General features: G+C 60.0%; 25 protein-coding genes and 2 pseudogenes. 19 read left to right on the forward strand and 8 right to left on the reverse strand.

Annotated features, from left to right (window positions below):
* Positions 1-62: 62 nt before the first annotated feature.
* Genes G560_RS0116640 through G560_RS0116650 form a run of 3 tightly spaced genes read right to left on the reverse strand, consistent with a single transcriptional unit; the run spans position 63 to position 3,379 of the window.
* Positions 63-1,667, reverse strand: a complete 1,605-nt coding sequence (locus G560_RS0116640) for a carboxyl transferase domain-containing protein (RefSeq protein ID WP_022705425.1) — start codon at positions 1,665-1,667, stop codon at positions 63-65.
* 24 nt (positions 1,668-1,691) lie between these two features.
* Positions 1,692-2,225 carry a lysozyme inhibitor LprI family protein gene (locus tag G560_RS0116645; protein WP_022705426.1) on the reverse strand — a complete coding sequence of 178 codons (534 nt, stop codon included), beginning with the start codon at positions 2,223-2,225 and terminating at the stop codon, positions 1,692-1,694.
* Positions 2,222-3,379, reverse strand: a complete 1,158-nt coding sequence (locus G560_RS0116650; RefSeq protein WP_022705427.1) for an acyl-CoA dehydrogenase family protein — start codon at positions 3,377-3,379, stop codon at positions 2,222-2,224. Before G560_RS0116650 ends, G560_RS0116645 begins: the two co-directional genes overlap by 4 nt.
* A 144-nt stretch (positions 3,380-3,523) precedes the next feature.
* On the opposite strand from G560_RS0116650, the pseudogene G560_RS20065 reads away from it, so the two are divergent.
* From G560_RS20065 to G560_RS0116665, 3 genes and pseudogenes are all read left to right on the forward strand, one after another.
* A pseudogene (locus G560_RS20065) lies at positions 3,524-4,161 on the forward strand (LLM class flavin-dependent oxidoreductase); the annotation flags it as partial.
* Between the two features lie 379 nt (positions 4,162-4,540).
* Positions 4,541-4,909, forward strand: a complete 369-nt coding sequence (locus G560_RS0116660; protein WP_022705428.1) for a hypothetical protein — start codon at positions 4,541-4,543, stop codon at positions 4,907-4,909.
* Complete coding sequence (locus G560_RS0116665) at positions 4,902-5,549, forward strand: DUF6990 domain-containing protein (RefSeq protein WP_155947356.1); 648 nt, start codon at positions 4,902-4,904, stop codon at positions 5,547-5,549. The genes G560_RS0116660 and G560_RS0116665 overlap by 8 nt, the downstream gene beginning before the upstream one ends.
* Before the next feature lie 85 nt (positions 5,550-5,634).
* Here G560_RS0116665 and G560_RS21115 read toward each other — a convergent pair whose 3' ends face one another.
* Positions 5,635-6,336: a hypothetical protein gene (locus G560_RS21115; RefSeq protein WP_155947357.1), complete on the reverse strand. Its 702-nt coding sequence runs from the start codon at positions 6,334-6,336 to the stop codon at positions 5,635-5,637.
* Between the two features lie 179 nt (positions 6,337-6,515).
* Complete coding sequence (locus G560_RS19630) at positions 6,516-7,526, reverse strand: Na/Pi cotransporter family protein (protein ID WP_244870049.1); 1,011 nt, start codon at positions 7,524-7,526, stop codon at positions 6,516-6,518.
* Between the two features lie 89 nt (positions 7,527-7,615).
* On the opposite strand from G560_RS19630, the gene G560_RS0116685 reads away from it, so the two are divergent.
* From G560_RS0116685 to G560_RS0116710, 6 genes are all read left to right on the forward strand, one after another.
* Entirely contained in the window at positions 7,616-7,849 is a 234-nt protein-coding gene (locus tag G560_RS0116685; protein WP_022705433.1) for a lysophospholipid acyltransferase family protein, read from the forward strand.
* 91 nt (positions 7,850-7,940) lie between these two features.
* Positions 7,941-8,759: a phosphonate ABC transporter ATP-binding protein gene (phnC, locus tag G560_RS0116690; protein WP_022705434.1), complete on the forward strand. Its 819-nt coding sequence runs from the start codon at positions 7,941-7,943 to the stop codon at positions 8,757-8,759.
* A gap of 48 nt (positions 8,760-8,807) precedes the next feature.
* Entirely contained in the window at positions 8,808-9,701 is an 894-nt protein-coding gene (gene phnD / locus G560_RS0116695) for a phosphonate ABC transporter substrate-binding protein (protein WP_022705435.1), read from the forward strand.
* 68 nt (positions 9,702-9,769) lie between these two features.
* Positions 9,770-10,645, forward strand: coding sequence for a phosphonate ABC transporter, permease protein PhnE (gene phnE, locus G560_RS0116700; protein ID WP_022705436.1), 876 nt, complete (start codon positions 9,770-9,772; stop codon positions 10,643-10,645).
* Positions 10,642-11,967: a phosphonate ABC transporter, permease protein PhnE gene (phnE, locus tag G560_RS0116705; RefSeq protein WP_028914211.1), complete on the forward strand. Its 1,326-nt coding sequence runs from the start codon at positions 10,642-10,644 to the stop codon at positions 11,965-11,967. Before phnE (G560_RS0116700) ends, phnE (G560_RS0116705) begins: the two co-directional genes overlap by 4 nt.
* Position 11,968: 1 nt before the next feature.
* Entirely contained in the window at positions 11,969-12,610 is a 642-nt protein-coding gene (locus G560_RS0116710; RefSeq protein ID WP_028914212.1) for an LbetaH domain-containing protein, read from the forward strand.
* Here G560_RS0116710 and phnF read toward each other — a convergent pair.
* Complete coding sequence (gene phnF / locus G560_RS0116715; protein WP_022705437.1) at positions 12,601-13,317, reverse strand: phosphonate metabolism transcriptional regulator PhnF; 717 nt, start codon at positions 13,315-13,317, stop codon at positions 12,601-12,603. The two genes, G560_RS0116710 and phnF, sit on opposite strands and share 10 nt — an antisense overlap.
* 118 nt (positions 13,318-13,435) lie before the next feature.
* Here phnF and phnG point away from each other — a divergent pair, with 118 nt between their 5' ends.
* Genes phnG through phnN form a run of 7 tightly spaced genes read left to right on the forward strand, consistent with a single transcriptional unit; the run spans position 13,436 to position 18,396 of the window.
* On the forward strand, positions 13,436-13,870 hold the full coding sequence (gene phnG / locus G560_RS0116720) for a phosphonate C-P lyase system protein PhnG (RefSeq protein WP_022705438.1): 435 nt from the start codon (positions 13,436-13,438) through the stop codon (positions 13,868-13,870).
* Positions 13,867-14,436: a phosphonate C-P lyase system protein PhnH gene (phnH, locus tag G560_RS0116725; RefSeq protein WP_022705439.1), complete on the forward strand. Its 570-nt coding sequence runs from the start codon at positions 13,867-13,869 to the stop codon at positions 14,434-14,436. Before phnG ends, phnH begins: the two co-directional genes overlap by 4 nt.
* Entirely contained in the window at positions 14,436-15,518 is a 1,083-nt protein-coding gene (locus G560_RS0116730) for a carbon-phosphorus lyase complex subunit (RefSeq protein WP_022705440.1), read from the forward strand. Before phnH ends, G560_RS0116730 begins: the two co-directional genes overlap by 1 nt.
* Positions 15,515-16,405 carry an alpha-D-ribose 1-methylphosphonate 5-phosphate C-P-lyase PhnJ gene (locus G560_RS0116735; RefSeq protein WP_022705441.1) on the forward strand — a complete coding sequence of 297 codons (891 nt, stop codon included), beginning with the start codon at positions 15,515-15,517 and terminating at the stop codon, positions 16,403-16,405. The genes G560_RS0116730 and G560_RS0116735 overlap by 4 nt, the downstream gene beginning before the upstream one ends.
* The gene (gene phnK / locus G560_RS0116740) at positions 16,402-17,187 is read left to right on the forward strand and encodes a phosphonate C-P lyase system protein PhnK (protein ID WP_022705442.1); all 786 of its coding nucleotides are present in this window, start codon (positions 16,402-16,404) and stop codon (positions 17,185-17,187) included. Before G560_RS0116735 ends, phnK begins: the two co-directional genes overlap by 4 nt.
* A gap of 4 nt (positions 17,188-17,191) precedes the next feature.
* Positions 17,192-17,875 (forward strand): phosphonate C-P lyase system protein PhnL, encoded by a 684-nt coding sequence (phnL, locus tag G560_RS0116745; RefSeq protein WP_022705443.1) that lies wholly within the window; start codon positions 17,192-17,194, stop codon positions 17,873-17,875.
* Positions 17,872-18,396 carry a phosphonate metabolism protein/1,5-bisphosphokinase (PRPP-forming) PhnN gene (phnN, locus tag G560_RS0116750; protein WP_022705444.1) on the forward strand — a complete coding sequence of 175 codons (525 nt, stop codon included), beginning with the start codon at positions 17,872-17,874 and terminating at the stop codon, positions 18,394-18,396. Before phnL ends, phnN begins: the two co-directional genes overlap by 4 nt.
* Here the strand turns inward: phnN and G560_RS0116755 are convergent.
* Complete coding sequence (locus G560_RS0116755; protein WP_022705445.1) at positions 18,378-19,052, reverse strand: DUF1045 domain-containing protein; 675 nt, start codon at positions 19,050-19,052, stop codon at positions 18,378-18,380. The genes phnN and G560_RS0116755 overlap by 19 nt on opposite strands.
* Before the next feature lie 82 nt (positions 19,053-19,134).
* Between G560_RS0116755 and G560_RS0116760 the strand changes: the two genes are divergently transcribed.
* The 3 genes and pseudogenes from G560_RS0116760 to G560_RS19640 all read left to right on the forward strand — a co-directional run bounded on the left by G560_RS0116760 (position 19,135) and on the right by G560_RS19640 (position 21,883).
* Entirely contained in the window at positions 19,135-20,277 is a 1,143-nt protein-coding gene (locus G560_RS0116760) for an alpha-D-ribose 1-methylphosphonate 5-triphosphate diphosphatase (protein ID WP_022705446.1), read from the forward strand.
* A 386-nt stretch (positions 20,278-20,663) separates the two neighbouring features.
* Positions 20,664-21,272: pseudogene (locus G560_RS21545) on the forward strand (transposase); the annotation flags it as partial.
* 194 nt (positions 21,273-21,466) lie between these two features.
* Positions 21,467-21,883 (forward strand): IS110 family transposase, encoded by a 417-nt coding sequence (locus tag G560_RS19640; RefSeq protein ID WP_022705450.1) that lies wholly within the window; start codon positions 21,467-21,469, stop codon positions 21,881-21,883.
* Between the two features lie 11 nt (positions 21,884-21,894).
* Here the strand turns inward: G560_RS19640 and G560_RS0116780 are convergent.
* The coding region (locus G560_RS0116780; protein WP_022705451.1) for an IS3 family transposase at positions 21,895-22,224 on the reverse strand (330 nt) is incomplete at its 5' end.

Here is a 22,224-nt window from a genome sequence, read left to right on the forward strand (position 1 = left end):
GCGCGTTGGAGAGCGCCGGGGGCCAGCCCCCGGACCCCCGGGATATTTTTGAACAGAAAAAGCTACATGCGGAAGAGGCCGAATTTTGTGGACTCGATCGGGGCATTCAGGGCTACGGTGAGGGAAAGAGAGAGGATTTGGCGGGTTTTTCGGGGGTCGATAATGCCATCATCCCAGAGGCGCGCGGAGGCGTAGAGGGGGTGGGATTGTTCCTCGAACATATCAATCGTGGGTTGTTTGAAGGCGGCTTCTTCCGCGGGTGACCAAGTGCCGCCCTTGCGTTCGATGCCGTCGCGTTTGACGGTTGCCAGAACGCCTGCGGCCTGCGCGCCGCCCATCACGGAAATGCGGCTGTTGGGCCAAGACCACAAGAAACGCGGCGAATAGGCGCGGCCGGCCATGCCGTAATTACCCGCGCCAAAGGAACCGCCGACCAGCATGGTGATCTTGGGGACATTGGTGGTGGCAACGGCGGTAACAAGTTTTGCGCCGTGGCGTGCGATGCCTTCGGATTCGTATTTGCGACCCACCATGAAACCGGTGATGTTTTGCAAAAATACCAGTGGGATATTGCGCTGGCTGCACAGTTCCACGAAATGTGCGCCTTTGACGGCGGCTTCGGAAAACAGCACGCCATTGTTGGCGATGATGCCTGCGGGGCAGCCGTTGATATGGGCAAAGCCGGTGACAAGCGTTTCGCCGAAGCGCGCTTTGAATTCGTCAAAGCGAGACCCGTCCACGACGCGGGCAATCACCTCACGGATATCATAGGGCGTGCGCAAGTCTGGGGGGACAAGGCCGAGAATTTCCTCGGGGTCATAGGCCGGGTCTTCTGCCGCTTGCCATTGCACAGTTGCGGGTTTGGCGCGGTTCAGGTTGCCCACGGCGCGGCGGGCAAGGGCCAGCGCGTGCGCATCATCTTCGGCCAGATAATCGGCCACGCCCGACAGGCGGGTATGCACATCGCCGCCGCCAAGGTCTTCGGCGCTGACAACCTCGCCCGTGGCGGCCTTGACCAAGGGGGGGCCGGCAAGAAAGATCGTGCCTTGGTCACGCACGATGACGGTCACATCCGACATCGCGGGCACATAAGCACCGCCTGCGGTGCAAGACCCCATCACCACGGCGATTTGTGCGATGCCTTTGGCGGACATGCGGGCTTGGTTATAGAAAATCCTGCCGAAATGATCGCGGTCGGGGAAGACCTCATCTTGATTGGGCAGGTTCGCGCCGCCGGAGTCCACGAGATAGATGCAAGGCAGATAGTTTTCCTCGGCAATTTCCTGTGCGCGCAGGTGTTTTTTCACCGTCATCGGGTAATAGGTGCCACCCTTTACGGTGGCATCATTGCAGACCACCATCACATCCTGCCCCATCACGCGGCCAATGCCTGCGATCACGCCTGCACCGGGGGCATCATTGCCGTAAAGCCCATGCGCCGCTGTAGCGCCGATTTCAAGGAAGGGAGAGCCTGCGTCCAGCAGGTTTGCCACCCGTTCGCGCGGCGGCATTTTACCACGCGAGATATGGCGGGCTTGCGACGCCGCCCCGCCGCCCGCAGCGGCCAGTTGGGCGGCCTGCGCCACAGTATCCAGCATCGCAAGATGGGCTGCGCGGTTGGTGCGGGCGGTTTCAGAATTGGGCAGGAAGGTAGAGGTGAGTTTCATTTTTCCATCACAATCTGGGTTCGATCATTCAACTGTCCTGCGCAAAAGGCGCAGTTTGATCGTGCGTTGCGCCAGCAGGTCCATTTCACACGCCGCAGCGGTCGGGCCGCTGATGGTGCCGTCAATCACGATGCCCACCTCCAAATCGCATTGCGCGCGGGCATAAACTTGCCAGGCGGCCTGCGCCTTATCCTGCTGCGCCTGCAACGCAGTGAAAGTTCCTGCGCGGCTTTCATCGTAGTTTTGCAGCTCGGCTTTCAAGGCTGCCAATTCCTGCTCCAGTGAACTGCGCCACACATTTGCCTCGGCTGCAAGGCAACTGGTCATACCGAAGGTTGTCGCACCGTCGGGCAGCGACATGCAGGTTTCCGCGGCGTCGCCAATACAGGCCGGGTTCGAAGTGTCATAGGACGCGCTTTGCAAGCAGGTTTTGATGATGTTTTCATCGACGACAGGGCCGTCCTCGGCATATACCACCGATGCAACGGCAAGCAGGCCAACTGCAAGGCCACAGGGTTTCAAAATGCATCCAAACATCACCTCAACAGCGCCTGTCATGCCCCCAACACCTCGCGCCCGATCAGCATGCGCCTAATCTCACTCGTCCCTGCCCCAATCTCCATCAACTTCGCATCGCGGAACAACCGGCTGACCGCACTATCCGCCAGAAACCCTGCGCCGCCGAGGGCTTGCACGGCTTGATGTGCCTGCACCATCGCTTGTTCAGACGCATAAAGCACACAAGCAGCTGCGTCTTGGCGGGTGACTTGGCCGCGATCACAAGCGCGCGCCACCTCATAGGTATAGGCGCGGGCCGAATTCATGGCCGTGTACATATCGGCCACCTTGCCCTGCATCAGCTGGAAATTCCCGATGGGTTGGCCAAATTGTTCACGGGTTTGCAGGTAGGGGATCACCTCATCCAGACAAGCCGCCATGATGCCCGTGCCAATGCCCGACAATACCACGCGTTCGTAATCCAGCCCCGACATCAGCACGCGCACGCCTTTGCCCTCAACCCCCAGCACATTTTCAAACGGCACTTCGACATTGTCGAAAATCAGCTCGGCGGTGTTGGACCCGCGCATCCCTAGCTTGTCGAAATGCGGGCTGGTCGAAAAACCTTTCATCGATTTTTCCACGATGAACGCGGTCATCCCCTTGGAACCCGCCGCAGGGTCGGTTTTGGCATAGACGACCAAGGTGTCGGCATCCGGCCCATTGGTGATCCAGTATTTATGCCCTGACAGCGTGTAATAGCCGTTCTTTTTCTCGGCCCGCAGCTTCATGCTGACAACATCAGACCCCGCCCCCGCCTCGGACATCGCCAATGCCCCGACAGCCCGCCCCGAAATCAGCCCCGGCAGGTATTTCGCCTTTTGCGCAGGCGTGCCGTTCAGCTTGATCTGGTTAACACACAGGTTGGAATGGGCGCCGTATGATAGCGACACGGACGCACTGGCCCGCGCGATTTCCTCGGTCGCAATCACATGGGCAAGATAGCTCATCCCTGCGCCGCCGTCCTCTTCCGGCACCGTAATGCCCAACAGGCCCAGATCACCCATCTCGGCCCACAACTCGGGCGGGAATGTGTTGCTGGCGTCAATCTTGGCGGCCATTGGCTTGATACGTTCTTGCGCCCAGCGGTGCACCATATCTTGCAGCGCCGAAATATCGTCACCCAGATCAAACCGCATAGAACCCATGAACATCGCCGTCTCCCCCGACAAGAATTGAACGCTTGTTCAATTCATAGCCACAAAGACTGAGTCGGGTCAAGAATTAGCTTGCCTCCTTCCGCCCCCCCCTTGGCAGCCACCGCCCGCGCGCATAGCTAGGGGCAAAGGAGCCTGCCCATGCCCGCATTTTCTATCCTCGATTTGTCGCCAATCCCCGAAGGCCATACAGCCGCCGATGCCTTGGCAAATTCGGTCGCCTTGGCGCAGGCGGGCGAAACCGCTGGCTATACGCGCTATTGGCTGGCCGAACATCACAACATGCCAGGCATCGCAAGTGCGGCAACCAGCCTTGTGATCGCGCATATCGCAGCGGCGACCAAATCCATTCGGGTGGGCGCAGGTGGCATCATGCTGCCCAACCATGCGCCCTTGGTGATTGCCGAACAGTTCGGCACGCTCGCCACGCTTTATCCGGATCGGATCGACCTTGGCCTTGGCCGCGCGCCCGGCACCGATATGGCCACCGCCCGCGCCCTGCGCAGGCATATGGCCGAGGAGGACAGTTTTCCCGCCGATGTGCAGGAGCTGATCGGCTATCTGGGCGATGCCCCCACGGCGCTGCTGTGCGCGCGATACCTGGCACCGGCACCCATGTTCCGGTCTGGATTTTGGGGTCCAGCCTTTATGGTGCGCAACTCGCGGCCTATTTCGGCTTGCCTTATGCCTTTGCATCGCATTTTGCACCGGCAAGCTTGGGCGATGCGCTGGCCACCTACCGCGCCACCTTACGCCCCTCGGTGCATTTGGGAAAACCTAAGGTAACCAATGCCGATGATCGACGTTGGGGGCGGACAACGGTCGTTCGCCGTGGCTGCGAACTGGTCCTGCATTGGGGCAGGAAGCCGACATTAAACCAATGACGAACGCGGGCATCACGCGGGGCTGTCGCAGGTCGGCTGTGTGCCCTCTTGTAAGATCATCGGGACAGAGAGAATGGCCGCTCCTCGGATTAGCCACACACATACCGAAACGAGTTAGGTTTTGCCGGGGCGGTCATGACCATGCTAACGTGATGACGACGCTGAAATGGCCAACGGGGGGCAGAAACCACCGTTCTTTAAGGTTCACAGTCGAGGGGGTTGGGGGTATTCCAGTTGCCAACGCTTGTGAAAAAAATTGGAGGTATTTGGTATTATGTCTGCGGAATGGCCTGATGACCCAGAATATGCGGCGTTTCGAAGCGGGGTGAAAACTGTAACCGCCACGGATGCGATGCGTTGGACACCGCAATGTCATGAGTATTTTTCAACCTTCTCAGAAGGTGTCTATTGTGAAGCCAGTTACATGCAGGTTATTTTGCCTCCTCAAGATTTGTATATCAGTCCTGATGAACCAAATGATCTGGTGATCGGACATGCAGGCGCCGATGGGATTTACTTTTGCTTTCGGGCCGGGGTGGCAGGTGTTTGGGCCTATAATGGCATAGAGAAACGCCATACGCTGCTGGCCGAAACGCTGGCGGGGTTTGTGCCAGGTTGGTTGAACAGTACTATCCATGTCTAACAAATTCTCTCTGCTATGGCCTTGGATGCGCAGACCCCACAAAACTGCCGAGGCAGGAAACCTATTCTCCAAAGCTGCAATAAACACTGTCTTGCGCTCTGTGCCGCCGGGAAAAGTTGAAACGTGGGAGGTGGTCAGGCGCGAGGGGCGTCGCGGCCATCTGTTCAAACATGATCTTGGCCACAGTTATTTAATTGCCGAATTCCAAGCGTATCCTCGAACAGAAACATTGTGGGATGTCACCACCTTCGTGCAATTAATTCACAAGGGACTTGAGGCTGTGTATAAACAGATTCTGGCGTCCGATGTTCCGATCGACGCGCCAATTGCCGTTAAATCCACGTCTAGAAAGTTCTTCACCAAAGATGAACTCGTTACGGCAATGGCATCATCCATGACAGAAATTGAAGAATGGGCGGCAACGGTGTCGCCAGACACATTCATTGACGCCGCGGCCAAGCGAGAGCCCGGCGAACAACCGCATCTTCAGATTTGGCATTTCATTGCGTTGGCCCAGACCGGAAATATCGAGCAGTTGCGCATTTATAAAGACCGGTTTGAACGTGGGGAGCGTGCTAAATTTCCGTCCTTTATCACGGCAGACACAGTCCAACGCGCGATTGACCTTGCACAGACTTAAGGCAGGTTCAACCACCGCCGCAGCTCGGCAACGGCATCTTCCAAATGATCGAACCGAAATGAGACGGGCTGGCCGTCCGGTCCGATCACGGCGGTGAATTCCTGAAACCGAACCCTGCGCCATGGGACAACCCTGTAGACCAAAGCGATGTCTTCTTGGACAGGATGGCCACCGAGTGCAATTTGCATTGCCCAGAACGGTATGCGCCGTCTCCGCCCCATTGATTTCGCCGGTTCCCCAGCACTGACCGAGAGGCGAGTCTCGCTCTGAGCTTCAGAGGGAGACGGCGATGGCGGACGGTGGGGATGGGTTCGAGGGCCGCATTGCGGTGGTCCAGCGGACGCGGGGGTAGGCGCGGCGCATGCAGGCCAGTCGGGCGAATCCGCTCGGCAAAATACTGATCAATCATGGCCCGATGGTCGGCTAGACTATTTGACCAGGTCCAGCCTATCGCAGTCGCGGTGACCAATGCCTCGATCGTTGGCTGCGAAAATTCCGGAAAATGTGCGTCGCGGAACGCAGCATAGCCGTCGCTGCGATAGCCATCGGGCACGCAAAAATTATAAAGGCAGTGAAGCGCGAGCAATGCCGGTCGATGAGTCTTGGATGCGAGCGGCAGCATTTTTTCGATCTCGACGAGAAGCGGTCGTAGATCGACCATACCAGCACCATCCTCGCGTTTTTGTATACTTGCGATCAGACTTAAAATGCCTTCGACGCGATGACGCGCATATTTGGCGTGTTTGAGCGGTTGAAATATCCAATGTTGTGGCGCCATTGGCATCATGATGATACCCAGCGCGCAAAGTCCCGATGGTTACAACATGCAAGCACTACAAAAAGGTGCCAAACTCAGCATTCGTCAATTTGGGACATGAAACGAACAAATAACTCGCTGGGTCGTAGGACTTTGCATTGGCAGATATTGGGTCTGGCCAATCTGCAATCTCGTGCGCCCTCAAAGGTTTAGGTGTTGGCCAACCTACTCTCTAAAAGATCCCCAGATTTCAAAAGAATCGGATATCCAACCATCGAAAACGCTGTATTGATCTGCTTGAGCGCCCGCAGGGTTTCTTGGTGGATATTGCTGGTATCAATGCTTTCGGACATGCCTTCGCGCAATCGGCCGATATGATTACGTTGCAACTTTTGTTCGACCTGCCGCACCGTTTCCTTTGCTGCGACCAGTTCACGAGCTTCAGCTGGATTTTGGTTCATCATCACATTTAGTGCCAACTGAACATTGCTTTGGACCCGATCTGTGAAATCACGTATCTCTTCTCGTCCCTGCTCTGAAAACTTCAGCTTTTGGCTGTCGAGCCGCTGCGCGAGATCCAGCATGACCCGCGTGATTGCATCCGATGCAGAATCAAGGCTGGACGAAATAGAGGCAAGTTCCATTGAGCGGCTGCTCAATGCTTCATCCAAACCAGCCTTACCCAGTTTTGCGAGGTACAGCTTCACATTTAAGTGCATCTTTTTGATGATCATATCCTGATCACGGATCAATTTTCCGCCAGCAACGTCCCAGTGATCATACAGGGGTTCAACTGTAATCAGCATTTGTTCTATTTTCTGGCCCATTCCCAGCAATTCGCGCGCCGCACAATCCAAGCCACGGTGTGGTCGGTCTAGAGCGGTCGGATCAAGGGCGCTGGCGGATTCCATCGGGTTTTCTTCGACGGGTGTGTCTTTTATCAGGTGCTCCAGCCCGGCGATAATCGGCCCCACAAAGGGTAGAGCGGCGGTCGCCAAAACAAGATTAAACACAAGATGCAGATTGATCGCTTGACGCGCGGCGGTGTTCCCAAGGGTGTTCAAAAGATCGGGCATTAACGCGATAAGCAAGGTCGCCAAAATCGCACCACTGCCGCGCAGGGCCAGATTGGCAACGACCATATGGCGCGACGCTACTGGCGCTGACAAGGTTAAAACATAGGCGATGAACGCGCCGCCCAGATTGGCTCCGAGGATCATCGCAACCGTTTGTGGGGCGCCTTGCGACATTGCCGTGTGTGACAAGCCTTCCCGTGCATTTCGCATGCCAGAATTCACGGATATTCCAGATGGCCAGCCATATGTCTTATGCCCTGCGCCTCGCGATGATCTTCCATGAAACGCGGCGGCTGGAGGGTGGCACTTTGCCGATCAATATCGGCGCCCCCCTCAGCGCAGCCTCACTGCAAACGTTTCAGACAGACATTGCACAAGCCCTCCGTCGGATCACCATGGCGCTTGCAGCAGAAGCGAACCACACCCTCGACGAGGCGTTTGTCTGGCCGCGCCGCGTCCGGGTCTGACCCGGAAACCGTCACGTAAGTTTTATCTGAACAACGTAAGGCCGTTACACAGGGTCCTTATCAACCACCCCAAGCCAAGGGGAGATCGCACATGCTGCAAGTAAAGTCGGTAAGCCGTTTGTTCGGCCAAAAGGCCGCCGTGGACAATGCCAGCTTCACCATCAACGGGCCAAGTTTTGTGGGCATCATCGGCCGTTCGGGTGCCGGAAAATCAACCCTGTTGCGGATGATGAACCGATTGTCTGATGTCAGTTCCGGCCAGATCCTGTTTGAGGGGCGCGACATTGCGGCCCTGCGCGGTGCCGAGACACGGACATGGCAAAGCCAATGTGCGATGATCTTTCAGCAGTTCAACCTGGTGCCGCGGATGGATGTGGTCTCGAACGTGCTGTATGGCATCTTGAACCGCCGCTCCACCCTGCAGACCATGTTCAACCTGTGGCCCCGCGCCGACATTTTGCGCGCCATCGCCATCTTGGACCGGCTTGGCATTGCCGAACAGGCCCCAAAACGGGCAGAGGCACTGTCGGGCGGCCAACAACAACGGGTCGCCATTGCGCGCGCCTTGATGCAAGACCCGAAAATCATTCTGGCCGATGAACCCATTGCCAGCCTTGATCCGATGAATGCGCAGGTGGTGATGGACACGCTCAAGCGCATCAATGTCGAAGACGGGCGCATGGTGGTGGCCAACCTGCACACGCTTGATACTGCGCGTCGCTACTGTGACAGGGTGATCGGCATGCGCGACGGGCGCATTGTCTTTGATGGCACCCCTGACCAGCTTTCGACCGGCGTGGCCCGCGACATCTACGGCGCGGACGCCAGTTTCAACGAGGACGCGACCTCGACCGCGATCCCCAAGGACACCTCGGCAGACCGCACCTATGCCGATCTGATGATGTCCTGACCCCTTTACCCAAGTGCCCCACCCCGGGGCTCAACCCATGGAGAGACCATGAATAAGCTGCTGACGGCCACCGCACTTGTCGCCCTTCTTGCCCCCGCTGCGATGGCGCAAGAGATCACCGAATTCAACATTGGCATCCTTGGCGGCGAGAACGCCCAAGACCGCCTGACCTCGCAGGAATGCTACCGCGCGGCCATTGAGGCCGAACTGGGCGTGCCGGTCAAACTGTTCACCCCGGCTGATTATGACGGCGTGATCCAAGGGCTGCTGGGCGGCTCTCTGGACATGGCCTGGCTGGGCGCCTCTGCCTTTGCCAAGATCTATTTGACCGACCCGAACGCGGTTGATCTGGCCCTGACCAAGCAGAACGTCGATGGCTCGACCGGCTATTATTCCATCGGCTTTGCCCGCAAGGATGCCGGGATTGCGTCGATGGATGATGCCAAGGGCAAAAGCTTTGCCTTTGCGGACCCGAACTCGACCTCGGGCTATCTGGTCCCGGGCGCGGAACTGGCCGTGAAATACGGCGATCTGGAGCAGTATTTCTCTGAGGTGAAATTCTCGGGCGGGCATGAGCAGACCATCGTCGGCGTGGCCAACGGTGATTTTGCGGCGGGCGTGTCCTGGGCTGATGGTCTGGGCAACTGGGAAGACGGCTACAATTCGGGCGCGTTGCGCCGTGCCGCTGATGCGGGCTTGGTGGATATGAATGATCTGGTGCAGATCTGGCAGTCCAAGCTGATCCCCGAGGGCCCGATGGTCGTCCGCTCGGCCCTGCCGCAGGACGTGAAGGACCGCGTCATCAAGTTGACCGCCGACCTGCATGAGACGGACAAAGCCTGCGCATATGGTGTGGCGGCGGGCGATGCGATGGACTTCGTGCCGGTCACGCTGCCCGAATATGACGGCATCCTTGCCGCGCGCAAGTTGCAGTCGAACTGACATTTTCATGACGCACTGCCAGGGCCACCGATCCGTGGCCCCGGCAATTTCTTATTGGGGGAGCCGACATGACTGACGCAGCATTGCGCAACGGGGTTCCCCGACTGACCGACACGGGCACCGTCTATCTGGAAATGGTGCGCCGCAAGCGGATGTATGGCGGCATCTTGCTGGTGATCTTTGTGGCGATGATGGCCTCGGGCTTCATGCTGGCCGACGAGCGCAACGCAGGCGGTTTTTGGGAGGGGTTGCACATGCTGGGTGCCTTTCCATCCGAAGTGGTGTCCGAGGCATGGCGCAACCGCGCCAACCTGCCCGGATATGCGTGGCAATTCCTGCCCTCGTTGCTTGAGACGGTGAACATCGCCGCCGTATCCACCTTGATCGGGGCGCTGGTGGCCATGGTGCTGGCGCTGCTGGCAACACGCGGCCTTGCCCGCTGGCCCCGTGCCGTGGGCCTGTTTCGCCGCCTGATGGATAGCTTTCGCGCGATACCCGAGATCGTGGTCGCGCTGGTGTTGATCTACATTCTTGGGCCCGGCCCTATCCCCGCGATGATCGCCATCGCCATCCATACCGCAGGCGCGCTTGGCAAATTGTTTTCCGAAGTCGCCGAAAACGCTGATCTGAAACCGGTCGAGGGGTTGGCCTCGGTGGGGGCCACTTGGGGCCAGCGCATGTGGCTGGGCGTGGTCCCGCAGGTTGCGCCGAACTGGCTGTCCTATGCGCTGCTGCGGTTCGAGATCAACGTGCGCGCCTCGGCCATCCTTGGCTTCGTAGGCTCAGGCGGGATCGGGTATGACCTGAAGATCGCGATGCAATGGGGGCAAGGAAAATACGATCAGGTGGTGGCGATCTTTCTTCTGCTGTTTGCGACCATCGTGATCATCGACCGCATTTCAGACCATTTCCGCACCCGTCTGACCAAAGGGGCCAGCGCATGACCATCTCTGTGAACCCCGATATCGCAACCACGATCACCGCCAATTTCACGCGCCGCAAATGGGTGTCCTTTGCCGTTCCCGCTGTCATTCTGGCCTATCTTGCCTATATCTTCTTTGCCTTTGACATTCCCGGTCTGGCCGACCGCGCACGCATGGACAATGCCCGCATTCTGATGTCGGATTTCGTCAGCCATAAAACCCATGTAGAGCGCGACAACCGCAGCGGCGACATCACCGTTGCAATTGAAGGCGAGCGCAAGGGCACCTATCCGCCCGGCATGTCGCCCGATTGGGTGCGCCAAACGGACGGGCAGACGATCATCGACCTTGGGTCGGGCAACATCGTGACATATGCGGGCGACGCGATGACATATGCGCTGCCCGGCTATGGCACCATTCGCGTGCAGCCGGGGCCAGATGGCCTGATGCTGACCAAGCCCGATGGCATCCCCCCCGATTTCATCAACGCATCTAATACACGCGTGACTATCACCACCCCTGCGGGCCGCGTCACCTACACCCGCTCAAGAATTGAGACATTCAAATATTCGGGCGGGTGGGAGTTGTTCTTTTTCACGCTCGACAGCCCGTTTTACGGCAAATCCCCGCTGGAACTGGCCGGAATGGCGCTGACTGGCGACCGTGTGGACCCGGCACGCGCCAATATCACAAGCATGGCACGGGATTTCTGGACCAATGCCATGTGGCGCCACGGGGATGTGGCCTGGGCCATTTTCGAGACGATGCTGATGGCCTTCCTTGGCACTTTTGGTGCGGCGATCATCGCCCTGCCCCTGGGCTTTGTGGCGGCGTCAAACTTCATGCCCGTGCGGCTGGTTCGTGGCAGCATGCGCCGGGTGTTCGATTTCGTGCGCGGTGTGGATGGGCTGATCTGGACCATCATCCTGTCGCGCGCCTTCGGTCCCGGCCCGATGACCGGGGCGCTGGCCATTTTGCTGACCGACACAGGGTCTTTCGGCAAACTCTTCTCCGAAGCCTTGGAAAACATCGACGAGAAACAGGTAGAGGGCGTCCGCTCTACCGGGGCCAATGCGGCCTTGCGCGCAAGGTTCGGGGTGATCCCGCAGATCACACCCGTCTTGCTTAGCCAGATCCTGTATCATCTGGAATCCAACACGCGCAGCGCGACGGTGATCGGTGCCATCGTGGGCGGCGGTGTGGGGCTGCTTTTGACCCAAGCCATCCAGACCCAGAAGGATTGGGAGGAAGTGGCCTATTATATGACCCTTATCATTCTGATGGTCATGCTGATGGACACGTTCTCGGGTTGGCTGCGGCGCAAGCTGATCAAGGGGTCCTAGCATGACGGATGCCGAAGCGCAGCCCAAGACGCGGCTCTCGGCTGAGGGTCCGCTGATCCACCCCGGCTGCATGCTGCATGCGTCGATCTTCGAGGGCTGGACCGAGGTGGGCGAAGGCGCGCGCGTGGTCAATTTCACCTTTCACGCCTATGCCTATTGCGACCGGATGGCCGATATTGCCAACACCACGGTGGGGCGCTTTGCCAATATCGCCGCGATGACACGGATCGGCCCGACCGACCACCCGTTCACCCATGCGGCACAGCATCATTTTCTGTATCGGTCATCCTATTACTGGGAAGATGCGGCGGATGACCCCGTATTTTTCGCCGCCCGCGCCGCGCGCCGCACAGTGCTTGGCCCCGATTGCTGGATTGGGCACGGGGCGGTCATCAAGCCCGAGGTGACGCTTGGCGCAGGTGCCATCGTGGCATCAGGCGCGGTTGTCACCCGCGATGTAGCGCCCTTCATGATCGTGGCCGGATGCCCCGCCACCCCCCTGCGCGCCCGCTTTGCGCCGGGCGTGATTGACCGGCTGCTGGCGCTTGGCTGGTGGGATTGGGACCATGCCCGCCTGCGCGCGGCCCTGACCGATTTTCGCACTTTGCCGGCCGAGGCATTTCTGGAAAAGCATCACGGCTGACCCGGGGCCACTGTCAGCGTCACCTTATCGCCCGCAAACCAGGTCGTGCCGAATTCCACTGGCACGCCCGCCGTATCGACGTTGACCGCGACCGAACGCAACACCGGCGCGCCCGGTTTGATCTGCAAGGCCAGCGCAAGCACCGCATCGGCCGACCGGGCCGTCAGCCGGGTTTGCGCGCGCGTGTAGTCGGCCACGCCGCAAGCAGCGAGGGCTTTGGTCACCGAAGGCTCATCCGCCAGTACGGCCAGCAACCCCGGCAGGCGCGCGGCGGGAAACACCGAAAGGAATGTGGCGATGGGCTGCCCGTCAGACAGCGACACGCCCTCAACCACATGCACCATCGCCTCATCAAAAAGCCCCAGCGCCTGCCGTTCGGTCGCTGATGCCACCCGCGTCTCAAGCCGGGTGACGCGGCGCGCGGGGGTGCGGCCCGATGCGCTGATCCCCTGATGAAACCGCACCCGCCGCCCCAGTGGATAGTCGGCGGGCGTCGCCGTCACAAACACGCCCGCGCCGCGCCGGGCATGCACGATCCCTGCGTCTGCCATGGCCGCCAGCGCCTGGCGCACGGTATGGCGATTGACGCCGAAGCGCGCGGCATAGGCGGCTTCGGTCGGCAATTTGTCACCCGGGCGATACAGCCCTTGGGCAATCTCGTATCGCAAGGTGCCTTCAATCGCGGCCCACAGGTTCGGTCGTGGCAAGGGCGGGTTCCTGTCATTAAAAATTCATGCAAGCGCGGTTGTGTGGCGCCTGCGTTCAGACTATGATTTGTATAGTTGTATAGATAAACCAACAACCCCAAAAGATGTCGAGGACACCATGACCTGGAACTCCCGAAAAGACTGGATGGCGGTGCTGGCCAAGGCTGATCCCGCCAGGCTCGCGGCCCTGATGCCCGACCTTCCCGCCCACAGCTTTTTGCGCAGCCCCGAGGTGGGGGCGGTCATGGTGCAGGCGCGGGCGGGTGGCACGGGCGCACCCTTCAATCTGGGAGAAATGACCGTGACACGCTGTTCGGTGCAACTGACGGATGGTCCAGTCGGCCACGCCTGGGTGCAGGGCCGCGATGCGCGCCATTCCACGCATGCTGCGATCATGGATGCGCTGATGCACACACCGCAGGCCGCAGCGCTTGGATCCGGCGTGCTGGATGTGTTGCACCGCGAGGCGCAGGCCGCCCGGCAGGCCCGCACTGAGAAGGCCGCCGCCACCAAGGTCGATTTCTTCACCCTTGTGCGCGGAGAAGACGCATGAACACCCACACCCTCAGCGGTGGCTTTGCCGATGCCCCGATCCAATCCGCACAGGCCTTTCGCGCCATTCTGGACGCCATGGCCAGACCCGGCAAGATCATGGCCCTACACGGGGCCGCCCCACCTGCACCGCTATCCATGGCGGCTGGGGTCGCCCTGCTGACGCTGACCGACGCAACCACGCCGCTGCATCTGGCGGGCGCTGCCGACTGTGCCCCGGTGCGCGACTGGGTGGCCTTTCACATTGGCGCGCGGCTGGTAAAGGCCGGGGATGCCGCTTTTGCGCTTGGCACATGGGCCGCCTTGCAACCCGTGACGCGCTTTGCCACTGGCCTGCCAGATTACCCCGACCGCTCGGCTACCCTGATCGTCGAGATGGACCGGCTGACCAACCACGGCCCCACCCTGACCGGACCCGGGATTGAGACGGCCACCTGGCTCAGCCTGCCCGAAACCGCTGCGTTTCGTGCCAACCGGGCGCTGTTTCCGATGGGGTTTGATTGCCTGTTCACCTGTGGCAGCCGCATCGCGGGCCTGCCGCGCAGCACAAAAGTAGAGGCTCTCTGATGTATGTCGCCGTAAAGGGTGGCGAGCGCGCCATCGACAATGCCCACGCCTGGCTGGCCGAGGAACGCCGGGGCGACCCGTCGGTGCCCGAACTTTCGGTAGCACAAATCCGCGAACAGATGCGGCTGGCGGTCAACCGGGTGATGGCCGAAGGGTCGCTTTTTGACCCCGACCTGGCGGCGCTGGCAATCAAGCAATCGCGCGGTGACCTGATCGAGGCGGTGTTTTTGCTGCGCGCCTACCGCACCACGCTGCCCCGTCTGGCATCGTCGCACCCGGTCGATACCGGGGCCATGGCCGTAGACCGGCGCATCAGCGCCACGTTCAAGGATCTGCCGGGGGGGCAGGTGCTGGGGCCGACGTTCGACTATACTCACCGCCTGCTGGATTTCAAACTCGCAGCCGAGGGCACAGTGCCGCCCGCACCGCAAACCGCCACCACCGCTGCGCCCGTCCCGCATGTCATGGATATTCTGAACCGCGACGGCCTGATCGAGGCCGCCACCCCCGACAACACCCTGCCCCCTGACCTCACGCGCGAGCCGATGGAGTTGCCCGCCGCCCGCGCGCTGCGCCTGCAGGCGATCACGCGCGGCGATGAGGGATTTATCCTGTCGATGGCCTATTCTACCCAGCGCGGCTACGGGCGCACCCATGCTTTCGTCGGCGAGTTGCGCATCGGCCATGTGGCGGTCGAGGTTGACATTCCCGAGTTGGGCTTTGCGGTCGAGATCGGTGAGATCGAGCTTTCCGAATGTGAAACGGTCAACCAGTTTTCCGGCAGCCGCACTCAGCCCGCGCAATTCACCCGCGGCTATGGCCTTGTCTTTGGCCAGTCCGAACGTAAGGCGATTGCGATGAGTCTGGTCGACCGCGCCCTGCGCTGGCAGGAATTGGGCGAAGACTTTACCGGCGCCCCGGCTCAGGACGAGGAATTCGTGCTGATGCACGCCGACAACGTGCAGGCAACCGGGTTTCTGGAACATATCAAACTGCCCCATTACGTCGATTTTCAGGCCGAGCTGGAACTGGTCCGCCGCCTGCGGGCCGATGCAATCGCCTTGCAGGAGGCCGCCGAATGAACGACGCCACCCCCGAGCCGGCCTATAACTTCGCCTACCTTGATGAGCAGACCAAGCGCATGATCCGCCGCGCGATCCTGAAGGGCATCGCCGTGCCCGGCTATCAGGTGCCCTTTGCCAGCCGCGAGATGCCAATGCCATATGGCTGGGGCACCGGCGGGGTGCAGGTCACGGCGGCATGCCTTGTGCCCGAAGACCGATTGAAGGTCATCGACCAAGGCGCCGATGACACCACCAACGCGGTCAGCATCCGCCGGTTCTTTGCCCGCACCGCGGGGGTTGCCACCACCACCCGCACAGCGGATGCGACGCTGATCCAGACCCGGCACCGCATCCCCGAGACTCCGCTGCACGCGGGGCAGATCCTCGTCTACCAAGTGCCGATCCCCGAACCCTTGCGCTTTCTGGAGCCGCGCGAGACCGAAACACGCAAGATGCACGAGTTAGAGGAATACGGGCTGATGCATGTAAAGCTGTATGAAGATATTGCGCGGCACGGGCAAATCGCCACCTCTTACGCCTATCCGGTCAAGGTGTCGGGGCGCTATGTGATGGACCCGTCGCCCATCCCGAAATTCGACAACCCCAAACTGTCGGACAGCCCCGCCATCCAACTTTTCGGCGCGGGGCGCGAGCAGCGGATCTATGCCCTGCCTCCCTATACAAAGGTCGTCAGCCTCGACTTTGATGACCATCCTTTTACCGCCAGCAAGGCCGCGCATGTGTGCGACCTTTGCGGTGCGCGGGCCAGCTATCTGGATGAGGTGATCACCGATGATCTGGGCGGTCGGATGTTCGTCTGCTCGGACACCGACTTTTGCACCGACCGTCAGGCGCATGGCAAGCGGGGTCGGCTGTCGGCACCCATCTCGGGAGGTGCGGCATGAGCCATATTGAAAAAGTCACAGCCACGGATACGCCGCTGCTGACCGTGGCAGGCCTGACCAAAACCTATGGTGCGCGCATCGGATGCGCAGATGTGTCGTTTGACCTTTATCCCGGCGAGGTGCTGGGGATTGTGGGCGAGAGTGGGTCGGGCAAGTCTACGCTTTTGTCCTGTCTGGCAGGGCATCAGCGGCCCGAGCGGGGCCGGATTGCCTATGACGGGCAGGACGTTCTCGCGATGTCTGAGAGCGCACGCCGCCGTCTGGGGCGCACCGATTGGGCCTATGTCCACCAAAACCCGCGCGACGGGCTGCGCATGGGGGTATCGGCGGGCGGCAATGTTGGCGAACGCCTGATGGCCGTGGGCGCGCGGCACTACGGCGATATCCGCGCGGCGGCAACCGACTGGCTGGGCCTGGTGGAAATCGCCGCCGACCGCATCGACGACCGGCCCCGCGCCTTTTCCGGCGGCATGCAGCAACGCCTGCAAATCGCCCGCAATCTGGTGACGGGACCGCGCTTGGTCTTTATGGACGAGCCGACGGGGGGGCTTGATGTCTCGGTGCAGGCTCGGCTGTTGGACCTATTGCGCGGGCTTGTGCGCGATCTGGGTCTGTCGGTGGTGATTGTCACCCATGATCTGGCCGTGGTGCGGTTGCTGGCGCACCGTCTGATGGTGATGCAGGGCGGGCGGGTGGTGGAACAGGGCCTGACCGATCAGGTGCTGGATGATCCGCAACACGCCTATACGCAGCTTCTTGTTTCCTCCGTCTTGCAGGTATAGCCCCATGATCCGCATAGAAAATTTATCGAAAAGCTTTGTGCTGCACAATCAGGGTGGCGCCTTGATCCCGGTGATGACGGGGGCAAATCTGGCCGTTTCCTGCGGTGAATGTGTGGGCCTGATCGGCCCATCGGGGGCGGGCAAGTCCACGCTGATGCGCCTTGTCTGGGGCAATTATCTGGCAGCGGGCGGGGCAATCCATATCGGGGCGACGGATGTGGCACAGGCCACCCCGCGCGAGATCATCGCCCTGCGCCGCGAAACGCTGGGCTATGTCAGCCAGTTTTTGCGCGTGGTGCCGCGGGTGCCGACCCGCGATGTGGTGGCCGAGCCTTTGTTGCAACTTGGGGTTGCCCAAGCAGAGGCGCGCGCGCGGGCCGAAACGCTTCTTGCACGCCTCAACATTCCTGAGCGGCTGTGGGATCTGTCGCCCACCACGTTCTCGGGCGGCGAGCAGCAGCGCGTCAACATCGCGCGCGGCTTTATCCATCCCTATCCGGCGCTGCTGCTGGACGAACCTACCGCCAGCCTTGATGCCACCAACCGTGCGGTGGTGCTGGAGTTGATCCTTGAGGCCAAAGGACTTGGCGCGGCCATCCTTGGTATTTTCCACGACGAGGGCGCGCGAAGCACCGTCTGCGACCGGCTGGTCGATGTGACCGGGTTCACCCCAAAGGCTGCCGCATGATTTTTGCGATCGTCGGGCCATCGGGGGCGGGCAAGGACACGCTGCTGGCAGGCGCGCTGCGGGCGCGGCCCGACCTGCGGCTGGTGTGCCGGGTTATCACCCGCCCTTCGGATGCAGGCGGCGAGGATTTTGAGAGCGTGACCGAGGCAGAGTTTACCCGCCTCCAGAACCGAGGCGATTTCGCATTGGACTGGGCGGCGCATGGCCTGCGCTACGGGATCCCGCACAGCCAGATTGAGGGCCCTGGCGATGTGGTTTTCAATGGTAGCCGTGGCGCCTTGCTCCACGCGGTGCAGGTGTTCCCGAACCTGCGGGTGATCATGATCACCGCACCCGATGAGGTGCTTGCGGCCCGTCTGACTGCACGCGGCCGCGAAAATGCCAATGACATCGGCGCCCGTCTGACCCGCGCGGCCTTTGCACTTCCGCCCGAAATTGCCGCAATCCAAGTCATGAACGATGCCACCCCCGCCATCGGCACAGCTCGGCTTCTGGCGGCCCTTTACCCGGATAGGGGATAGCGGTGCAGCAGATGAAACGCCCCGGCAGCATCCTCGCCAAACAGGCACAGGTCTTCGACACAGAAAGGGTGCGGCAAAACCGGGTTAAAATAGGCATGCAATGCTTGCATCACCTGTGGAATTTGCTCTGGGGTCAAACGGTCAGTCAGGGTCAGATGGAACCGGAATTCATCCATCACAAAAGGATACCCCCAAGCGCCCATCAGTGCGCGCTGCCGAGATGTCAGACTGTCGGGGCGACGGCGGGCGATGTCGGCCTCGGTCATGGGTGCGCGCAAAGGGTTCGTGGCCCGCACCACACTTGCTGCCAGAGCTGCCAGCGCGGTCGTGTTCCCCGTCGGGGTCAGCGCCAAAAACCCATCGAGGTTTTCAAGGTGCAGACCGGTGCATTCCACGGGTTTCAGGCGCAAGGCCAAGGCGGCGATCTCAGTTACAATATCATTTTCGCTGATACCGTTTGCTGGCCTGAACGGCGCGCGCAGCGTGCCATGAAAGCCATATCGCCGCGCGTCACGGGTCAGGATCTCGGCACTGGCAGGCAGGGCGATTATACCCGCGTCATCGTTCAGCCAACGGGCGGCATGACCAGCGAAAGCACCATTGCGGGGCGCATAATAGACGGCATAGCGGTGCATAATTTCCATGGCAAACGACATAAAGGTAAATCGTCACACGCATGTGACACTGCGATGTCATCTGGCATCTTTTGAACCCCTTCTCAAGTTCGGACAACAGATCATGACTGAAACGATCCTCGCCAATGCCACACTTGTGCTGCCACATGAAACCCTGCGCGGACAGGTGCGTATGGTCGGCGGAATTATAACCGACATCGCAGACGGGGCCAACATTCCAACAGGAGCGGTGGATTGTGGCGGCGACCTGGTGTTGCCCGGCCTGATCGAGTTGCACACCGACAACCTAGAGCGTCACATCGAGCCGCGCCCAAAGGTAAACTGGCCCCATGCGGCAGCCATCATCGCACATGACGCGGAATTGGCCAGCGTTGGTATCACCACCGTATTTGATGCGCTGCGGGTCGGATCTGTCGTATCCCATGCGAAGGCGAATTACGGCGAATATGCCCGCACGCTTGCCGATGAAATTTTGACTTTGCGTGCCAGCGGCGCGCTGCGGGTCAGCCACTTTTTGCACCTGCGCGCCGAGGTTTGCTCTGAGACCCTCACGGCCGAGCTGGATAAGTTCGGCGCGGACGACCGCATCGGTATTGTTAGTCTGATGGATCACACGCCCGGCGCGCGGCAGTTTCGTGACCTATCCAAGCTCAAGGAATACTATGTTGGCAAGCACGGCTATTCAGACGGTGAATTCGACGATCTGGTGGCCAACCGCATCGCCCTCTCGCAAGAATTCAGCGCCCGGCACGAGGCTGCCGCCGTTGCCGCAGCCCGTCGCTATGGCGCGGTCTTGGCAAGCCATGATGATACCGAGGCGGGCCACGTCGATCAGTCAGCCCGCCATGGCGCGCGGTTTGCCGAGTTTCCCACGACGCATGAGGCGGCGGCGGCCTGCAAAGCACACGAAATCAAGATCATGATGGGGGCGCCGAACTTGATCCGGGGTGGCAGCCATTCGGGCAATGTGGCGGCTAGCGCGTTGGCCGATGCAGGACTTTTAGATATTATCTCATCTGACTATGTGCCCGCGTCCCTCCTGTCGGCAGGCTTGATGCTCGGCGATATGTGGGGCGATACCGCACGCGGTATCGCCACGATCACCGCAGCCCCGGCTGCGGTTGCGGGCCTGTCCGACCGAGGGCATCTGATCCCGGGCGCTCGGGCCGATGTGATCCGCGTGACACGCCATGAGCGCTCAGGGGCGGTGCGCGGAGTGTGGGTGCAAGGCGAAAGGGTTGGCTGATGCCCACAGTATTATCCGTGCAGCGCACCGCGCAGAAATATCAGCAGTGGCGCTACGCCTTTTGCGACGGTCGCCACCGCGTCTGGTAGCTCCGACGACAGGCAGGCCTCGGGCGAGAAATCTTGCTGCACCACTGCAGTTTTCAGGCGGATCGCGTCGGCTTAGGGGGGGGGCACTGTGTTCGGCACAGCCGTGCGGTATCGTTGTCAAGCTGTCTTCGGCGTTGAATTCTGCGAGAGATTGACCCAGTTTTCCGCAACGCCGTGACCCACTAGTTTCAATATTTCTGCTTATTTTTCATGAGATTAACAAATTTCAAACAGGTCGGCGCCAAATGAAAAAAAGGGGGGTGCGGACGAAAAGTTGGACTATCTTGGAGATAGTTCATGTATAGCTACGAAGAACGAATGCGTGCGGTTGAGCTTTATATCAAGCTCGGCAAGCGCTTGCGGGCCACGATCCGTGAGTTGGGGTATCCAACGAAGAATGCCTTAAAGGGCTGGCATCGAGAATATGAGCGTGGGCAGGATTTGCCGACACGTTCAGTGCCGCGCGCGCCTAAATTCTCAGAGGCACAAAAGCAGGTGGCGTTAGAGCATTATGCCAGCCAAGGGCGCTGCATTTCATGAACACTGCGTGCCTTAGGCTATCCAGGGCGAGCCACGCTGACGGCCTGGGTGCGCGAGGTCTTCCCCGATACCAAGACGATTTCCACCGGGACACATGGACCAGGAAATCACTCTGACGCCGTGAAGAAAGCTGCTGTGGTTGGACTTTATAGCCGTCAAGAAAGTGCGCAGGCTTTGGCAGAAAAGGTCAGAGTTAGCAGGCCAACGCTGTATGCTTGGAAAAACCAACTCCTTGGCCCGGAGGTTCCTGCCACAATGAAACGCAAGAAAAGGGCGCCCTTGGTTCCAGAGGTCGAAGAATTGGAACGTCAGCGTGAAGCCCTGCTGTGCTGCATCCGCGAACTCCAGATTGAGCATGACCTGCTTGTCTTATGCTGAACCCGGCTCCTGCAGTATGAAGGAGCCACTGCCCGCCACGCCATTTATGGCGGGCAGTGGCGGCGGTTGGATCGTAAATTGCTTGGTCGTGATGGACCGTTCTTGAGTGTGATCAACCGCCGTCTTCCCAAAGGGCCTGAACGGATACGCGTGTGACAAATCATGCATGACAAGCATAGGACATGGTGAAGATGACAGAGCATACCATTGGCGTCGATATTTCCAAATCCCATTTTGATGTTTTTCATCTGGAGGAAAATGCAGCGCAGCGTTTTGAAAATACCCCCGACGGCTTACGCGCGTTGCGCAAATGGCTGGGTTCAAGGCCCCTGGCGCGTGTCGTGTACGAGCCGACCGGGCCGTATCACCGTCTTTTCGAGGACACCCTGTCCGGTCAGCTCCCGCTTGTGAAGGTAAACCCGCTGCAGGCGCGCCGATTTGCCGAAGCCTGCGGGACCCGCGCGAAGACGGATGCGTTGGACGCCCGTGGCCTGGCGCGCATGGGGGCTGCGCTGGCCCTGGAGCCTGACGCCGTGATTTCACAGAATACACGCATTCTCAGAGACTTGCAGGTTGCCAGAACGGCACTAATTGAATAGCCCCTAGTTTCCTAGACACCTTGCAGCTTCAGTTTCTGCTGCTGTTCAAAGTCGATCGGTGACAGCATCCCGTTCCTAACGTGTTTGCGCTGCGGGTTGTAGAAAAACTCGATGTAGTCGAACACGTCCTGACGGGCTTCGGCGCGCGTTTTATACTTTCTGCGGCGGATGCGTTCGCGTTTGAGCAGGTTGAAGAAGCTTTCCGCCACCGCATTGTCCCAGCAGTTGCCACGTCGGCTCATGCTTTGCGTTAGATTATGCTGTTCGAGGAACTCCTGCCACTCATAGCTGGTGAACTGTGAACCCTGGTCGGAATGCACCTGAACTTTGGCCTTTGGTTT

This window comes from Pseudorhodobacter ferrugineus DSM 5888 (assembly GCF_000420745.1).
Classification (GTDB): domain Bacteria; phylum Pseudomonadota; class Alphaproteobacteria; order Rhodobacterales; family Rhodobacteraceae; genus Pseudorhodobacter; species Pseudorhodobacter ferrugineus.

Excerpts from the sequence above, each read along its gene's own strand:
- G560_RS0116640 (WP_022705425.1), bottom strand. The coding sequence starts at position 1,667 with ATGAAACTCACCTCTACCTTCCTGCCCAATTCTGAAACCGCCCGCACC.
- G560_RS0116645 (WP_022705426.1), bottom strand. The coding sequence starts at position 2,225 with ATGACAGGCGCTGTTGAGGTGATGTTTGGATGCATTTTGAAACCCTGT.
- G560_RS0116650 (WP_022705427.1), bottom strand. The coding sequence starts at position 3,379 with ATGTTCATGGGTTCTATGCGGTTTGATCTGGGTGACGATATTTCGGCG.
- G560_RS0116660 (WP_022705428.1), top strand. The coding sequence starts at position 4,541 with ATGTCTGCGGAATGGCCTGATGACCCAGAATATGCGGCGTTTCGAAGC.
- G560_RS0116665 (WP_155947356.1), top strand. The coding sequence starts at position 4,902 with ATGTCTAACAAATTCTCTCTGCTATGGCCTTGGATGCGCAGACCCCAC.
- G560_RS21115 (WP_155947357.1), bottom strand. The coding sequence starts at position 6,336 with ATGATGCCAATGGCGCCACAACATTGGATATTTCAACCGCTCAAACAC.
- G560_RS19630 (WP_244870049.1), bottom strand. The coding sequence starts at position 7,526 with ATGATCCTCGGAGCCAATCTGGGCGGCGCGTTCATCGCCTATGTTTTA.
- G560_RS0116685 (WP_022705433.1), top strand. The coding sequence starts at position 7,616 with ATGGCCAGCCATATGTCTTATGCCCTGCGCCTCGCGATGATCTTCCAT.
- phnC (WP_022705434.1), top strand. The coding sequence starts at position 7,941 with ATGCTGCAAGTAAAGTCGGTAAGCCGTTTGTTCGGCCAAAAGGCCGCC.
- phnD (WP_022705435.1), top strand. The coding sequence starts at position 8,808 with ATGAATAAGCTGCTGACGGCCACCGCACTTGTCGCCCTTCTTGCCCCC.
- phnE (WP_022705436.1), top strand. The coding sequence starts at position 9,770 with ATGACTGACGCAGCATTGCGCAACGGGGTTCCCCGACTGACCGACACG.
- phnE (WP_028914211.1), top strand. The coding sequence starts at position 10,642 with ATGACCATCTCTGTGAACCCCGATATCGCAACCACGATCACCGCCAAT.
- G560_RS0116710 (WP_028914212.1), top strand. The coding sequence starts at position 11,969 with ATGACGGATGCCGAAGCGCAGCCCAAGACGCGGCTCTCGGCTGAGGGT.
- phnG (WP_022705438.1), top strand. The coding sequence starts at position 13,436 with ATGACCTGGAACTCCCGAAAAGACTGGATGGCGGTGCTGGCCAAGGCT.
- phnH (WP_022705439.1), top strand. The coding sequence starts at position 13,867 with ATGAACACCCACACCCTCAGCGGTGGCTTTGCCGATGCCCCGATCCAA.
- G560_RS0116730 (WP_022705440.1), top strand. The coding sequence starts at position 14,436 with ATGTATGTCGCCGTAAAGGGTGGCGAGCGCGCCATCGACAATGCCCAC.
- G560_RS0116735 (WP_022705441.1), top strand. The coding sequence starts at position 15,515 with ATGAACGACGCCACCCCCGAGCCGGCCTATAACTTCGCCTACCTTGAT.
- phnK (WP_022705442.1), top strand. The coding sequence starts at position 16,402 with ATGAGCCATATTGAAAAAGTCACAGCCACGGATACGCCGCTGCTGACC.
- phnL (WP_022705443.1), top strand. The coding sequence starts at position 17,192 with ATGATCCGCATAGAAAATTTATCGAAAAGCTTTGTGCTGCACAATCAG.
- phnN (WP_022705444.1), top strand. The coding sequence starts at position 17,872 with ATGATTTTTGCGATCGTCGGGCCATCGGGGGCGGGCAAGGACACGCTG.
- G560_RS0116755 (WP_022705445.1), bottom strand. The coding sequence starts at position 19,052 with ATGTCGTTTGCCATGGAAATTATGCACCGCTATGCCGTCTATTATGCG.
- G560_RS0116760 (WP_022705446.1), top strand. The coding sequence starts at position 19,135 with ATGACTGAAACGATCCTCGCCAATGCCACACTTGTGCTGCCACATGAA.
- G560_RS19640 (WP_022705450.1), top strand. The coding sequence starts at position 21,467 with ATGGTGAAGATGACAGAGCATACCATTGGCGTCGATATTTCCAAATCC.